This window comes from Actibacterium sp., from assembly GCF_055134745.1.
Genome location: NZ_JBSRVX010000055.1, coordinates 59,710 through 74,149, shown reverse-complemented (window position 1 = coordinate 74,149; position 14,440 = coordinate 59,710). Strand labels below are relative to the sequence as shown.

14 protein-coding genes are annotated in these 14,440 nt (G+C 63.7%); 7 read left to right on the top strand and 7 right to left on the bottom strand.

Annotation, left to right across the window (positions count from 1 at the left end; all coding sequences use genetic code 11):
• The first annotated feature begins 91 nt into the window (after window positions 1–91).
• On the top strand, window positions 92–379 hold the full coding sequence (locus ACTCHC_RS11860) for a BrnT family toxin (protein WP_463022704.1): 288 nt from the start codon (window positions 92–94) through the stop codon (window positions 377–379).
• Between the two features lie 135 nt (window positions 380–514).
• A complete protein-coding gene (locus tag ACTCHC_RS11855; protein WP_463022703.1) occupies window positions 515–637 on the top strand; it encodes a hypothetical protein in 123 nt (40 codons plus the stop codon).
• Window positions 638–646: 9 nt separating this feature from the next.
• Here ACTCHC_RS11855 and ACTCHC_RS11850 read toward each other — a convergent pair whose 3' ends face one another.
• The 7 genes from ACTCHC_RS11850 to ACTCHC_RS11820 form a co-directional block, all read right to left on the bottom strand.
• Window positions 647–1,066 carry a globin family protein gene (locus tag ACTCHC_RS11850; protein WP_463022702.1) on the bottom strand — a complete coding sequence of 140 codons (420 nt, stop codon included), beginning with the start codon at window positions 1,064–1,066 and terminating at the stop codon, window positions 647–649.
• A gap of 57 nt (window positions 1,067–1,123) precedes the next feature.
• On the bottom strand, window positions 1,124–2,065 hold the full coding sequence (locus ACTCHC_RS11845) for a GAF domain-containing protein (protein ID WP_463022701.1): 942 nt from the start codon (window positions 2,063–2,065) through the stop codon (window positions 1,124–1,126).
• A complete protein-coding gene (locus tag ACTCHC_RS11840; protein WP_463022700.1) occupies window positions 2,062–3,774 on the bottom strand; it encodes an ABC transporter ATP-binding protein in 1,713 nt (570 codons plus the stop codon). The genes ACTCHC_RS11845 and ACTCHC_RS11840 overlap by 4 nt, the downstream gene beginning before the upstream one ends.
• A 5-nt stretch (window positions 3,775–3,779) precedes the next feature.
• Window positions 3,780–4,862, bottom strand: a complete 1,083-nt coding sequence (locus tag ACTCHC_RS11835) for an ABC transporter permease (RefSeq protein WP_463022699.1) — start codon at window positions 4,860–4,862, stop codon at window positions 3,780–3,782.
• A gap of 74 nt (window positions 4,863–4,936) precedes the next feature.
• Window positions 4,937–6,304: a CmpA/NrtA family ABC transporter substrate-binding protein gene (locus ACTCHC_RS11830; RefSeq protein ID WP_463022698.1), complete on the bottom strand. Its 1,368-nt coding sequence runs from the start codon at window positions 6,302–6,304 to the stop codon at window positions 4,937–4,939.
• Window positions 6,305–6,579: 275 nt separating this feature from the next.
• Complete coding sequence (locus tag ACTCHC_RS11825; RefSeq protein ID WP_463022697.1) at window positions 6,580–7,758, bottom strand: ABC transporter substrate-binding protein; 1,179 nt, start codon at window positions 7,756–7,758, stop codon at window positions 6,580–6,582.
• Window positions 7,755–8,339: an ANTAR domain-containing response regulator gene (locus tag ACTCHC_RS11820; RefSeq protein WP_463022696.1), complete on the bottom strand. Its 585-nt coding sequence runs from the start codon at window positions 8,337–8,339 to the stop codon at window positions 7,755–7,757. Before ACTCHC_RS11820 ends, ACTCHC_RS11825 begins: the two co-directional genes overlap by 4 nt.
• A gap of 235 nt (window positions 8,340–8,574) precedes the next feature.
• Between ACTCHC_RS11820 and ACTCHC_RS11815 the strand changes: the two genes are divergently transcribed.
• From ACTCHC_RS11815 to ACTCHC_RS11795, 5 genes are read left to right on the top strand one after another with little or no spacing between them, the layout of a single operon-like run.
• Window positions 8,575–9,042, top strand: a complete 468-nt coding sequence (locus tag ACTCHC_RS11815) for a formate dehydrogenase subunit gamma (protein ID WP_463022695.1) — start codon at window positions 8,575–8,577, stop codon at window positions 9,040–9,042.
• 2 nt (window positions 9,043–9,044) lie between these two features.
• Window positions 9,045–10,541: an NADH-ubiquinone oxidoreductase-F iron-sulfur binding region domain-containing protein gene (locus ACTCHC_RS11810; RefSeq protein WP_463022788.1), complete on the top strand. Its 1,497-nt coding sequence runs from the start codon at window positions 9,045–9,047 to the stop codon at window positions 10,539–10,541.
• Window positions 10,538–13,411 carry a formate dehydrogenase subunit alpha gene (fdhF, locus tag ACTCHC_RS11805; RefSeq protein ID WP_463022694.1) on the top strand — a complete coding sequence of 958 codons (2,874 nt, stop codon included), beginning with the start codon at window positions 10,538–10,540 and terminating at the stop codon, window positions 13,409–13,411. Before ACTCHC_RS11810 ends, fdhF begins: the two co-directional genes overlap by 4 nt.
• Window positions 13,408–14,232, top strand: a complete 825-nt coding sequence (gene fdhD / locus ACTCHC_RS11800; protein ID WP_463022693.1) for a formate dehydrogenase accessory sulfurtransferase FdhD — start codon at window positions 13,408–13,410, stop codon at window positions 14,230–14,232. The genes fdhF and fdhD overlap by 4 nt, the downstream gene beginning before the upstream one ends.
• Window positions 14,222–14,422, top strand: a complete 201-nt coding sequence (locus tag ACTCHC_RS11795; protein ID WP_463022692.1) for a formate dehydrogenase subunit delta — start codon at window positions 14,222–14,224, stop codon at window positions 14,420–14,422. Before fdhD ends, ACTCHC_RS11795 begins: the two co-directional genes overlap by 11 nt.
• Window positions 14,423–14,440: the final 18 nt, after the last annotated feature.

The window sequence follows — 14,440 nt, the reverse complement described above, 5'->3', positions numbered from 1 at the left end:
GTTTCCACTCTCTATCCACAGAAATATACAATTTGTCCGCTACTAGATGTTGCGTTACCGTTTTCTGAAAATGCTTCATACGGTTAGACTGATGGACACCGAATTCGACTGGGACGACGCCAAGAACGCTGCAAACATCGCGGCGCGCGGCATTGATTTTGGCATCGCAGTCCGGATTGACTGGTCGCAGGCCTTGATCGGTACCGATGATCGGGTCGATTACGGCGAAGACAGAATTCAGGTCGTCGCCCCGATCGACGGGCGGCTTCACATTCTCATTTATGTTTTGCGAAGCGGGCGCATGCGCATTATATCTTTGCGAAAGGCCAACAAACGCGAACGGCGCAGATATGCCGACCGAATGGACGGATCCCTCTGAAACCCCCGACGCACTCAGCCCTGAATGGTCTGAGTACGAAGCCCGCTGGGCTGTGCGGGTATCCGATTTCGGTACGCCACTGGTGCAAGCCGCTTCGTCCTGCGGCGCAGAGAGATTTTCCGCGCGGCCCAGGCATTGGGCATCACAAAGGAAATGCTGGCACCGTTCGCGCCCGACAAACGCGGCTTCGAAGACCGGCTGGGCGATGCGCTGAGCAAACTTGCCGATGTTGCACATAAGGGTATTGCTGCTGAATAGCTCATATTCCTACTCCGCCGCGGTTGGATATGCGGCCTGTTTCATGACGCCGGCAAGGGTGTCATAGGCGGTTGCCCAGGCGGTTTCGACATCGGCGGTGAAGTCGTCCCCCAACCCGGTTTCAAGGGTGTAGAGCAGCGCCGCCCCCACCGCGTCGTAATGATCGGCCTCGACACCATAGGCGCGGTGCTCGACGGCCAGTTTCTGCGCCACCGGCACGATGGCGGGCAGATCGCGCAGCCCGTTCACCACCACGCCCAGCGTCGTCATCAGCTTCATGCCCTGTTCGCCCATGTCGGATCTGAACAGCGGCCGGACCTGCGGCGCGATCTGAAACAGCCGCGTATAGAAGATATCCGCCGCCTGCGCCTTGATCGGCACCACCTTGGCGAAACTTTCCTGAACCATATCAATCTGTTCGGGCGTCATCGGCTTTCTCCTTTCCTGCGTCATTCACCTAAGGGCAGCATCAGCCCCGCAAACCTTTCAGCAATACCAGGCGACGATGTGCGACAGCTCGCCGCCGTGATGAATGGGAAGCGCCACGACGGACGTATAACCAGCGACCAGCCCCGCCGCGCCGCCGCCCTCGGCCAGCGGCAAACCGGTGCCCAGCACGCGCCCGATCAGGCCCTGCCAGGCAGTGACGGTCGGCGGGTTGTCTTCGTCCCACAGCTTGCCCTTGCGTTCACAAAGGCCGTCGATCAGAACCGCCTTGCTGGCATCGCGGCCTACCCTGGCGGCGCGCGCGTCCCAGATTTCGAACCGTCGCGCAAGCGGCGTGCCAAGCGCCGAAAGCAGGGTCAGCACGAAGGTCTTGCCGCCCGGCACCGGGATCGGCAGGCCCAGCCCGGTGGTCAAGCCGGCCTTGCCCGCGCTTTCAGACCGCACAAAGCGATAGCCTGTGCCCAGATCGCGCATCAGAATCGGCGTATTCGACGACCACACCGCCCCCGGCAGACCCTGCCCGCGCGGAAACTGGGTGTGTTGCGATACCCATTCGAAATGCCTGGCGGCCCCGTAATAGCCATCGTCCAGCACCAGCAGCCCGTCATTTTCATGCCAGACCTCGATCGCGCCGATCCGGGCCTTGCTGTCGGAACACAGCACCGTCAGCACCGCCAGCAGCGTATCGCCGTCAAAAACCGGAATCGCCACGGCGCTGGTCAGCCCGGCGGCATTGGCGGCATCCGTGCGCTTGAAATACGATCCTTCGAATTGCTTCAGGACAACCGGGCGCGCCTCGGCCCAGGCTTTGCCCGGCAGGCCTTCGCCCTTGGCAAAACTTTCCTGCCCCGACACGGCGGCAAAATCGGCCAATGCGCCATAGTTGCCGCTTTCCAAAACCAGTCGCCCGTCCTTGGGCACCCAGACCTCGGCAACCTCGATGAAGGTGCGAAGGGGCAGGTCGAGCGCTGCATCCATCATGCGGCCTCCTCTTTGCCGGTCTCGGCGGTTTTGGGCGATGCCTTGGCGGCAGATTTTCCCTTGGCGCCGTGTTCGTATTCTTCCAGAAAATCAAGAACCTGCGCGCGATACTGATAGTAATCCAGGTGCTCCAGCAGCGCCTTGCGGGTGCGCGGACGCGGCAGGTCGACATTGACGATCCGCCCGATCGTGGCCTGTGGCCCGTTGGTCATCATCACCACGCGGTCGGCCAGCAGGATCGCCTCGTCCACGTCATGGGTGACGCAGACGGCGGTGACCTTGGTGCGGGACCACACCTCCATCAGCACCTCTTGCAACTCCCAGCGGGTGAGTGAATCGAGCATCCCGAACGGTTCATCCAGCAGCAACAGCTTGGGCGACAGCGCAAAGGCGCGCGCGATGCCCACACGCTGACGCATGCCATTGGACATATCGCTGGCCACGCGGTCCATCGCATCGCCCAAACCCACGCGTTCCAGATAATATTCGATCACGTCCTGGCGTTCGGCCTGCGACGCCTTGGGATAGACCTTGTCCACCCCGATCGCGACATTCTCCTTGGCCGTCAGCCAGGGGAACAAGGATGGCGACTGGAACACCACCGCCCGTTCGGGATCGGCACCTTCGACATGCAGACCATCCAGCTTGATCGCGCCGCTGGAAATGCCGTTCAGCCCCGCCGTCATCGTCAGAACAGTGGATTTGCCGCAGCCCGAATGCCCGATCAGCGAGACAAACTCGCCCTTTTTCAGGTTCAGTTCAAAGTTTTCGACGACGGTCAACGGGCCTTTGGGGGTCGGGTAAACCTTGCAAAGCTGCGAATATTGCAGATAGCGGTCATCCAGCATTCCCGGCGCGGTCGCCGATGCTTCGGCATAGGCTTTGGGCATGGCATGGATCGGGGTGATGCCCGGCAATGTGCGGGTTTCCTCGACCTTGGCGGCCATGCCGACATCCATCAGGTATTTCGTGACATCGGCGCGCAACCGCTTGAAGGCGGCATCATGGTTCATCGCGGCGCGGTCGCGCGGACGCGGGATGCCGACCTTGAACGGTTCCCCCAGCGTGCCATCGGGGTTTAGCGGAATGATCCGGTCGGCAAGCTGGATCGCCTCGTCCACGTCATTGGTGATCAGCACGCAGGTTTTCTTGTCGGCCTCCCAGATCGCCTCGATCTCGTCGGCCAGATTGGCGCGGGTCAGCGCGTCCAGCGCCGACAAGGGTTCGTCCAGCAGCAGCATCTCGGGGTCCATGGCCAGCGCGCGGGCCACGTTCACCCGCTGGCGCATGCCCCCCGACAGTTCCGCCGGGCGGCGCGTCTTGGCATGACCCAGACCGACCATCGAGACGTATTTGTCGACCTTGGCCTTACGCTGCGCGCGGGACAGTTTGGCGAACATCGTATCGACCGCCAGGCTGACATTGCCGTCCACCGTCAGCCAGGGCATCAGCGAATAGCTTTGAAAGATCACGCCGCGTTCGGGGCCGGGGCCGGTCACGGGCTTGCCCTTGAAGGTCACGCTGCCGCTGGTGGGCATGTCCAGCCCGGCCATCAGGTTGATCAGCGTGGTCTTGCCGGTGCCCGAAAAGCCCAGCAGCACCAGAAATTCGCCCTCTTCCACCGACAGGTTGATGTCTTTGAGCACCTCAGACCGGTTATCGCCCTGACCGAAGCTTTTGAAAACGTTCTTGAATTCGAAGACTGCCATTGCGCTCACCGATTGTTCGAGAAGGTGAACAGCGACTGGATCGCGAACATCAGACGATCCAGGGCAAAGCCGATGATCCCGATGGTGAAGACCGCCACCATGATCTTGGCCAGGCTGTTGGAGCTGCCGTTCTGGAACTCGTCCCAGACAAACTTGCCCAGACCGGGGTTCTGCGCCAGCATTTCAGCCGCGATCAGCACCATCCAGCCCACACCCAGCGACAGGCGCAGCCCGGTGAAGATCAGCGGCAGCGCCGAGGGCAGCACCAGCTTGGTGATCTTGGTCCAGGTGCCCATCTTCAGCACCTTGGACACGTTGACCAGATCCTTGTCGATGCTGGCCACACCCAGCGCCGTGTTGATGATCGTGGGCCAGAGCGAACACAAGGTCACCGTGATCGCCGAGGTCAGGAAGGATTTGGAAAACAACCCGTCATTGGTGGCATAGGCGGCAGACACCACCATGGTCACGATCGGCAGCCAGGCCAGCGGGCTGACAGGTTTGAAAATCTGGATCAGCGGGTTCATCGCGGCATTGGCGGTGGGCGACAGCCCCGACAGGATGCCCAGCGGCACGGCAATGATCGTGCCCAGCATGAAGCCGAAGAAAACCGTCTGGATCGAGGTCCAGATCTGGTCGTAATAGGTCGGCTTGCCGGTATAGTCGCGGAATTTCACCTGATCGGCCTTGCCTTCGGCAACCAGCTTGGCGTTGCGGTCATCCTGACGCTGATAGAAGGCGGCAGCCTTTTCGCGTTCGCGCACATGATCGGCATTCAGCACCAGCGCCTGTTCCCAGACCTGCGCCGGACCGGGGATCGCCCCCAATGATGTCTGAACCGTCGGCGCCAGCAGGCCCCAGACCACCAGAAAGGCCGCGATCGCCAGAACCGGAATACCCAGCAGCCGCCAGATTTCGCGCAACTGCCCGCGCGGGTTATCCCCGGCGGCGGCGCGCAACAGCGGCGTCAGCCAGGACAGGCCCAGCACGCGAAACCAGCCATCGGCCTTGTTGATCCGGGTGAACATCCGGGCGCGGCGGGCCTCTTTCGCCTGATCTGGCAGGGATTGGGTGTCGATCGCGGTCATCGTGATATCCTCAAACTGGTCCGTGTTTTGGCCGATTGGGGCGCCCGCCGCATGGACAGGCGCCCCGGCTTGGTTCAGCCCTTGATCTGGTTGCCCATGACCATCTGATTGCCCTTCAGCCCGATGGGCAGGCTTTCCAGATAGGCGTTGGGGGTTTTACCGTCATAACCGATGCCGTCGATCACATCGCTGGCGGGGGTCGGCGCCTTGTAGCCGTCGCTTTCCCAGGGGAAATCCGCCGCATCCGCCAGGCCTTCATCGACCAGCATCTTGGCGGCCTTCAGATAGATCTCGGGCTTGTAGACCGATTTGGCGACCTCGTCATACCAGCTGTCGGGCTTGGCTTCGGCGATCTGGCCCCAGCGGCGCATCTGGGTCAGATACCACACCGCGTCCGAATAGAACGGATAGGTCGCGTTATAACGGAAGAAGACGTTGAAATCGGGTACGGCGCGCTTGTCGCCCTTTTCATATTCAAACGTGCCGGTCATCGAATTGGCGATCACCTCTTTGTCGGCACCGACATATTCAGGCCGCGACAGCAATTCGACCGCTTCCATCCGGTTCGCGTTGTCGTTTTCATCCAGCCAGATTGCGGCGCGGATCAGCGCCTTGGTGACGGCCAGCGTGGTGTTGGGGTTGGCTTCGGCGAATTCGGCCGTCATGCCGAACACCTTTTCGGGGTTGTTCTTCCACAGCTCGTAATCGGTGATTACCGGAACGCCGATGCCCTTGAAGACAGCGGCCTGGTTCCACGGCTCGCCCACGCTATAGCCATAGATCGTGCCGGCCTCCATCGTGGCGGGCATCTGCGGTGGCGGCGTGACCGACAGCAGTACCTCGGCCCCGATCTGGCCCGAGACGTTTTCAGGGCTGTAATAGCCCGGCTGGATGCCGCCCGCCGCCAGCCAATAGCGCAGCTCATAGTTATGGGTGGATACCGGGAACACCATTCCCATGTTGAACGGCTTACCCTCGGCGCGATACTTGTCCACAACGGGCTTGAGCGCACTGGCCGAAATCGGGTGCACCGGCTTGCCGTCGGCGCCGGCCGGGATGTTGGGTTTCATCTCGTCCCAGATCGCATTCGACACGGTGATGCCGTTGCCGTTCAGATCCATGGAAAACGGGGTGATGATATGCGCCTGCGTGCCATATCCTATGGTCGCGGCCAGCGGCTGACCGGCCAGCATATGGGCCCCGTCCAACTGCCCGCCGATCACGCCGTCCAGCAGAACCTTCCAGTTCGCCTGCGGTTCCAGCGTCACGAACAGGCCCTCATCCTCGAAATAGCCCTGTTCATAGGCCACGGCCAGCGGCGCCATGTCGGTCAGCTTGATAAAGCCGAATTTCAGCTCGTCTTTCTCTACGGCCAGCATCTCGGCAAAGGCCGGCCCGGTCAGACATGTGCTGGCAATCAGGATCGCAAGTGCTTTTTTCATCTGTGATCTGGTCCTTGTTCGAAGGCCCCGAACGGGGCGGAAAAACGCAAAAAGCCGCCGACCATATCCGCAGTTTGCGGAAGGTCAGGCGGCTGTGCCCGGATACCCACATCAATGAGGGTGAATAGTTCGGCAAAACGTCTTTGTTTCACCGTATGACCCAGTCATGCCGTCAGTGCCATTCCACGTCAACCAAGCTGGCAGGGTTTGCGCCAAACGAAGACCATATTGCAGATGCGAAGGCGTCATGCTGCATCGCGGCGGCTAATTTTTAGTCATTTTGCCGCGTCTGGATCAAAAATATGGCCGTCGAAAAACGCATCCGGTGTCAGAATCAGCTTGCCCGATTCCGAGGCAACGGCGGCAGGGGCGTGCAGCGATCCTTCCACCTTGCCCGAGGCGCCGGGCAGCTCTGCCCCCAGGTCGCGCAGGTTGTGGCGATAGATATCGCTGCGAAAGACATCGCGTGCGGCGGCAATCGCCGTTGCGCGGTCCAGTCCGGTGCGCGCGGCCAGTCGGCTGCCGATCCAGGCCGCCTGCGAGCGCCACGGAAAAGTGGCCGCCCCGGCAAAGAACTCCAGAAAGGCCGGCACCTGGCGCGCTTCGCCGCGGGGCGATATCACCAGACGGCCGGTCAGGGCGCGTTCGATCACCTCGGCGCTGACATTGACATATTCAGGGCGCGCCAGAATTTCCGAGGCGGTCATCTTGTTATCGCCCTGCCCCAGCCAGCGCCCCGCCCGCCAGACCGCCCGCATCAGGCGGCGTGTCAGATCGGGTTCGCCGTGCGCCCAGTCATGGCGCACGGCCAGCACCTTTTCGGGCGCAAAGGCCCAGATCGCCGCGCCCGGCAACAGCAGTTCGCCCACGCCGTTTTCCACGCTGATGGATCCCCAGGGTTCCCCCACGCAAAAGGCGTCTATCTCTCCCGCGGCCATGGCCTGCGCCATCAGCGGCGGCGGGATTGTCTTGACCCGCAGCGCCTGCGGTGCCGATACGCCCAGCGCGCCCAGCCAATGATACAGCAGCTCGGCATGCATCGAGAACGGAAACGGCACGCCGATGCGGGGCTGTGCGCCACAGGCCGCGATCAGCGCGTGACCGGCGGCGCGGGCATCGGCAAAATCGAAATCATGACCCGCGGCGCGCATCTTGTCGGCCAATGCGCGCGACACACCGATCACATTGCCATTGACCGACATCACCGACAACGCGTCCAGCCGCGTCGCCATCCCCCCCAGGCCCAGCGCCATGGCCACCGGCACCGGTGACAGCATATGCGCCGCGTCAATCTGCCCGAACACCAGCATGTCGCGCAGGGTCGACCAGCTTGGTGCGCGGCGCAGGTCCAGTGCAAGCCCCTCTTCCTCGGCAAAGCCGATCTCATGCGCGATGATCAGAGGAGCGGCATCGACCAGCGGGATGAACCCCGCCATCAGCGTGACGCCGCTCATGACAACAACCCCGCCGCGGTGACAAGCGCCCCTGCCACATCGACCACCTTGCGCCCCTGATCCATCGCCGCCTTGCGCAACAGTGCATAGGCCGCGTCCTCGTCGATGCCCTTTGCCTTCATCAACAGGCCCTTGGCGCGGTCGATGACCTTGCGTTCTTCCAGCGCCCGCTTGGTGGCCTGCAATTCGGCCCGCATACGGGCGAACATGTGAAACCGGGTGATCGCGGCATCAAGGATCGGCTTGATCCGGTCGGCGCGCAAACCATCGACGACATAGGCCGACACGCCCGCCTCGATCGCCGCCTTGGTCACGCCGTCATCCGAGCGGTCCACGAACATCGCCACCGGCCGGTCCATCGGGCTGGAAGCCAGCGTCAGTTCCTCAAGCATGTCGCGCGACGGATTGGCGACATCGACCAGCACCACATCGGGGTTGCGTTCGGAAATCCGGCGGGCCAGCCCGGTTTCCTCGGCGATCACGAAGATATCGTAATCACCGGTCTCGCGCAGGCTGTCCACGATCAGCATCGCGCGTTCGCGGTCCTGCTCAACCACGACGATGGAAAGTTTCTTGGTCATTCGTTGTCCCGTAGGCGCTGTTGGGGCCCCGTGTCGCGCCCCGCTTCGGGGAAGGCAATGCGCGACATCGCCCCCGGGGCACCGGTTTCACATGCGCCCAATATGCGGGCATTCGATCCCGCGTTACGCCCGGTTTTTAATCGGCTTTGGAAGGCCGCGACGCCGCCCTACGTCAAGTTCCGAATTGAACCGCCGCGACAGCCCTGCCACAGTGGCACCACTGACAGGAGGCCCGATGCAAGACGACCCCGCCATTGCCGCCCGCAGCCGCGCCATCGCCCAAGCCATGGCCGAGGCCGAAGGGCCGCTGCTGCCCATCCTTCATGCCGTGCAATCCGAATTCGGATATCTGCCCGCCCCCGCCCTGCCCGCCATCGCCGATGTGCTGAACCTGGGCGTGGCCGAGGTTTACGGCGTCGCGACCTTTTACCCCGATTTCCACCAGACCCCCGCCGGACGCCACGTTCTGAAGCTCTGCCGGGCCGAGGCCTGCCAGGCCATGGGCGGCACCGCGCTGGCCGATCATGCGCGCGCGGCGCTGGGGCTGGACTGGCACGAAACCAGCCCCGATGGCGCCCTGACGCTGGAGCCGGTCTTTTGCCTGGGCTTATGCGCCTGCGCCCCCGCCGCGATGCTGGACGGCGACGTGCTGGGCCGGGTCACGCCTGCGCGGCTGGACGCCGCCGTCGGGGCGCTGGAATGACGCTGCGCATCCATGTGCCGGGCGATGCCGCCGCCCTGGCGCTGGGGGCCGATGCCGTGGCCGCCGCCGTTCTGGCCGAGGCCGCGCGGCGCGGGCTGGACGTGACCCTGATCCGCAACGGCACGCGCGGCATGATCTGGCTGGAACCGCTGGTCGAGGTCGAAGCCGATGCGGGCCGCACCGGTTTTGGTCCGGTGACACCCGGCGATGTAGCAAGCCTGTTCGATGCCGGGTTCGGCGCGCATCCGCTGGCGCTGGGGCGGGTCGAGGACATTCCCTATTTCGCGGGGCAGACGCGCCTGACCTTTGCCCGCTGCGGGCTGACCGATCCCCTGTCGCTAGATGATTACCGCGCCCATGGCGGGCTGGAGGGGCTGCGCGCCGCACGGGCGATGACGCCTGCGCAGATCGTTCAGGCCGTGACCGACAGCGGGCTGCGCGGTCGTGGCGGCGCGGGCTTTCCAACGGGGCTCAAGTGGAACACGGTTCTGGGGGCTGACGGCCCGCAGAAATACATCATCTGCAATGCAGATGAAGGCGACAGCGGCACCTTCGCCGACCGTATGCTGATGGAGGGCGATCCCTTTGTGCTGATCGAAGGCATGGCGGTTGCCGGTCTGGCGGTGGGGGCAAGCCGTGGATATGTCTATATCCGGTCGGAATATCCACATGCGATCAAGGTGATGCAGGCAGCCGTTGATGTCATGGCTGATCTGCTGGGGGATTTCACGGTTGCGGTTCGCGTGGGCGCCGGCGCCTATGTCTGTGGCGAGGAAACCAGCCTGCTGAACTCGCTGGAAGGCAAACGCGGCGTGGTGCGGGCCAAACCGCCCCTGCCCGCGCATGAGGGTTTTCTGGGCCGCCCGACCGTGGTCAACAACGTGCTGACGCTGGCCGCCGTGCCCTGGATTCTGGCCAACGGGGCCGCCGCCTATGCCGCCCAGGGGTTGGGGCGATCACGCGGCACGGTCCCGATCCAGATCGCCGGCAATGCGCGATATCCGGGCCTATATGAGGCCGCGTTCGGCCTGACGCTGGGCCAGATCGTCGATGACATCGCGGGCGGCACGGCCACGGGCCGCCCGGTGCGCGCGGTGCAGGTCGGCGGACCGCTCGGCGCCTATTTCCCGCGCGACAAATTCGACACCCCCTTTGGCTATGAAGACTTCGACGGCGCGGGCGGGCTGATCGGCCATGCGGGCGTGGTGATCTTTGACGACAGCGTCGATATGGCCGCGCAGGCCCGGTTTGCCATGGAATTCTGCGCGGTTGAAAGCTGCGGCAAATGTACGCCCTGCCGGATCGGGGCGGTGCGCGGCGTGGAAACCATCGACCGCATTCGCGCCGGTGACAGCGATGCCATCGCGATTCTGACCGATCTTTGTGATACGATGCGCGACGGATCGCTTTGCGCCCTGGGCGGGCTGACGCCGATGCCGGTTCTCAGCGCGCTGACCCATTTTCCCGGCGACTTCGCCGGTCAGGAGGCCGCCGAATGAAGGATTTCATCATTCCCGATGCCGATTACGGCACCCCCGCCGCCCGGTCAGACGTGCAGGTAAGCCTGACCATCGACGGCACCCCCGTGACGGTGCCGCAAGGCACCAGCGTGATGCGCGCGGCCGCCATGGCCGGGGTCAAGATCCCGAAGCTGTGTGCTACCGACAGCGTGGCGGCCTTTGGGTCGTGCCGGTTGTGTCTTGTCGAAATCGAAGGCCGGCGCGGCACGCCCGCCAGCTGCACCACGCCGGTGGCCGATGGCATGGCCGTGCAGACCCAGAACGCCAAACTGGCCAAATTGCGGCGCGGCGTGATGGAGCTTTATATCTCGGACCACCCGCTGGATTGCCTGACCTGTGCGGCCAATGGCGATTGCGAATTGCAGGACATGGCCGGGGTTGTCGGCCTGCGTGACGTCCGATACGGGCCGGGCGACAATCACTTTCAAACCCGCTCGGATAGCGTTGAAAATGCGCGCTATATTCCAAAGGATGACAGCAACCCCTATTTCAGCTATGACCCGGCAAAATGCATCGTCTGTTCGCGCTGTGTACGCGCCTGCGAAGAGGTTCAGGGCACCTTCGCGCTGACCATCACTGGCAAGGGGTTCGACAGCCGGGTGGCCAGCGGCGCGGGGGTCGATTTCATGGCCTCTGACTGCGTGTCCTGCGGCGCCTGCGTGCAGGCCTGCCCGACCGACACCTTGCAGGAAAAATCCATCATCGACATGGGCCAGCCCGACCACGCGGTCATCACCACCTGCGCCTATTGCGGCGTGGGCTGTTCGTTTCGGGCCGAAATGAAGGGCGATACCGTGGTGCGGATGGTGCCGTGGAAGAATGGCAAGGCCAATCGCGGCCATTCCTGCGTCAAGGGCCGGTTCGCCTGGGGCTATGCCACCCATGCCGACCGGGTGCTGTCGCCGATGATCCGCGATGCCATCACCGACCCGTGGCGCGAAGTATCGTGGGATCAGGCGCTGGCGTTCGCCGCCACCCGCCTGCGCGCGATTCAGGCGCAGCATGGGGTGGGCGCGATCGGGGGCATCACCTCGTCGCGCTGCACGAATGAGGAAACATTCCTGGTTCAAAAGATGATCCGTTCGGTTTTTGGCAACAATAACGTCGATACCTGCGCCCGCGTCTGCCATTCGCCCACCGGATACGGGCTGAAGACCACCTTTGGTACATCCGCCGGCACGCAGGATTTCGATTCTGTCGAACAGGCCGATGTGGTGATGGTGATCGGCGCCAACCCCACCGACGGGCACCCGGTTTTCGCGTCCCGCCTGAAAAAACGGCTGCGTCAGGGGGCCAGGCTGATCGTGATCGACCCGCGCCGCATTGATCTGGTGCGCAGCCCGCATGTGGCCGCCGCGCATCATCTGGCGCTGACGCCCGGCACTAATGTCGCCGTGCTGTCGGCCATGGCGCATGTGATCGTCACCGAAGGGTTGGTGGATCAGGATTTCATCGCAACCCGTTGTGATATAGACGCTTTTCAGGACTGGGCGGGTTTCATCGCCGACCCGCGCCACAGCCCCGAAGCCACCCAGATGCTGACCGGGGTTCCCTCGCACGAGCTGCGCGCCGCCGCCCGGCTTTATGCCACCGGCGGCAATGGCGCGATCTATTACGGGCTGGGGGTGACGGAACATTCGCAGGGGTCCACCACCGTGATGGCGATTGCCAATCTGGCGATGGCCACCGGCAATATCGGGCGGCCCGGCGTGGGGGTGAACCCGCTGCGGGGGCAAAACAACGTTCAGGGTGCCTGCGACATGGGATCGTTCCCGCATGAACTGCCCGGATATCGCCATATCCATGACGACCCGACGCGCGAGGTTTTCCAACAAATTTGGGGGGTTACGCTGGACAATGAACCCGGGCTTCGCATCCCCAACATGCTGGACGCCGCGGTGGGCGGCACCTTCCGGGGGCTTTATGTTCAGGGCGAGGATATCCTGCAATCGGACCCCGATACCCGCCATGTCGCCGCCGGGCTGGCGGCGATGGATTGCGTCATCGTCCATGACCTGTTCCTGAACGAAACCGCCAATTACGCGCATGTGTTTCTGCCCGGTTCCAGCTTTCTGGAAAAGGACGGGACATTCACCAATGCCGAACGGCGCATCAACCGGGTGCGCGCGGTGATGGCGCCCAAGGCCGGGCTGGCCGACTGGCAGGTGACACAGGCGCTGGCCAATGCGATGGGCGCGGGGTGGGATTACAGCCATCCCTCGCAGGTGATGGATGAGGTTGCTGCCACAACGCCCTCTTTTTCAAACGTTTCCTATGATCTTCTAGATCGCGAAGGGTCTGTGCAATGGCCCTGCAACGGTGACGCCCCGACCGGCACGCCGGTGATGCATATGGACGGTTTCGTGCGCGGCAAGGGCAATTTCGTGGTTACCGAATATATCCCCACCGACGAAAAAACCGGCCCGCACTTTCCGCTGTTGCTGACCACGGGCCGCATCCTGTCGCAATATAATGTCGGCGCGCAGACACGGCGCACCGAAAACGTGATCTGGCATGATCAGGATGTGCTGGAAATTCACCCCCATGACGCCGAACAGCGCGGGCTGCGAACGGGCGACTGGGTGCGGCTGGCATCCCGGTCGGGCGAAACCACGCTGCGCGCGCAGATCACCGACCGGGTGGCGCCCGGCGTGGTCTATACCACTTTTCACCACCCCGACACGCAGGCCAATGTGGTGACGTCCGACCATTCCGACTGGGCCACCAACTGCCCCGAATACAAGGTCACGGCGGTGCAGGTCAGCCCCAGCAACGGGCCCAGCGACTGGCAGCGCGCCTATGCCGAACAGACCGCGCGGGCCCGGCGCATCATCCCGGCGGCGGAATGATCGCGCCTGCCCATCTGGCCGTGCCCGCGCAGGATATGACGGATGGCGCGGCACAAGGCATCAGCCGCACCCTGGCCGAAGAGGTTGCCGTGGCGCTGTCGTATAATGGCAGCACCCAGGCGGTGATGATGGCCAGCCCGGCGGATCTGGAGGATTTCGCCTGCGGCTTTTCCCTTTCCGAACAAATCATTACAGGGCTTGGTGAAATAGAATCGATAACGGTTTCCGCACATCCCGACGGGATCGAGGCCCAGATATGGCTGGCCGAACCCGCACAGGCCCGGCTGGCGGCGCGGCGCCGGATGATGGCCGGGCCGGTGGGCTGCGGGCTGTGCGGGATCGACAGCCTGGAACAGGCGGTGCGGGCCTTGCCGGTGCTGCCGGCCGGATCGCTGCGCCTGACCCCCACACAGATCTGTGCCGCGATGCGTGGCTTGCGCGCGGCACAGGCGCTGCATGATCTGACGCGCGCCACCCATGCCGCGGGGTTCTTTACGCCAGATGCCGGGCTGATGGCCGCGCGCGAAGACGTGGGCCGCCATAACGCGCTGGACAAGCTGACCGGGGCGCTGGCGCGGGCCGGGGTTGATACCGCAACCGGCGCATTGGTGCTGACCAGCCGGGTATCGGTCGACATGGTGCAAAAGGCGGTTCTGGCGGGCGCGCCGGTTCTGATCGCGGCCTCGGCCCCCACGGCGCATGCGGTGCGGCTGGCGCAGGGCGCGGGGCTGACGCTGGTGGCGGGGGTGCGCGGCGACGGGTTTCAGGTGTTCACCCATCCCGAACGGATCATCATGAAAGGGGCAGGTCATGTCGGCTGAGAAACTGGTGCGCATGGCCAATCAGATCGCGGCTGCGCTGGCGCATGAGCCCGACCCCGCGAAGGCCACGGCGCGCCATATCAACGACTTCTGGGCCCCGACAATGCGCGCCGATCTGGCGGCACTGGACGATGACGCGGGGCTGGACCCCACGGTGCGCGCGGCGCTGGCGATGGTGCGGGCGAGGTAAGGGGTAATCGCCTATAGA

Bases quoted from the DNA above. Each gene is read 5' to 3' on its own strand.
- ACTCHC_RS11830 (WP_463022698.1), bottom strand. From the start codon at position 6,304: ATGAAAAAAGCACTTGCGATCCTGATTGCCAGCACATGTCTGACCGGG.
- ACTCHC_RS11860 (WP_463022704.1), top strand. From the start codon at position 92: ATGGACACCGAATTCGACTGGGACGACGCCAAGAACGCTGCAAACATC.
- ACTCHC_RS11825 (WP_463022697.1), bottom strand. From the start codon at position 7,758: ATGAGCGGCGTCACGCTGATGGCGGGGTTCATCCCGCTGGTCGATGCC.
- ACTCHC_RS11795 (WP_463022692.1), top strand. From the start codon at position 14,222: ATGTCGGCTGAGAAACTGGTGCGCATGGCCAATCAGATCGCGGCTGCG.
- fdhD (WP_463022693.1), top strand. From the start codon at position 13,408: ATGATCGCGCCTGCCCATCTGGCCGTGCCCGCGCAGGATATGACGGAT.
- ACTCHC_RS11835 (WP_463022699.1), bottom strand. From the start codon at position 4,862: ATGACCGCGATCGACACCCAATCCCTGCCAGATCAGGCGAAAGAGGCC.
- fdhF (WP_463022694.1), top strand. From the start codon at position 10,538: ATGAAGGATTTCATCATTCCCGATGCCGATTACGGCACCCCCGCCGCC.
- ACTCHC_RS11840 (WP_463022700.1), bottom strand. From the start codon at position 3,774: ATGGCAGTCTTCGAATTCAAGAACGTTTTCAAAAGCTTCGGTCAGGGC.
- ACTCHC_RS11850 (WP_463022702.1), bottom strand. From the start codon at position 1,066: ATGACGCCCGAACAGATTGATATGGTTCAGGAAAGTTTCGCCAAGGTG.
- ACTCHC_RS11820 (WP_463022696.1), bottom strand. From the start codon at position 8,339: ATGACCAAGAAACTTTCCATCGTCGTGGTTGAGCAGGACCGCGAACGC.
- ACTCHC_RS11845 (WP_463022701.1), bottom strand. From the start codon at position 2,065: ATGATGGATGCAGCGCTCGACCTGCCCCTTCGCACCTTCATCGAGGTT.
- ACTCHC_RS11815 (WP_463022695.1), top strand. From the start codon at position 8,575: ATGCAAGACGACCCCGCCATTGCCGCCCGCAGCCGCGCCATCGCCCAA.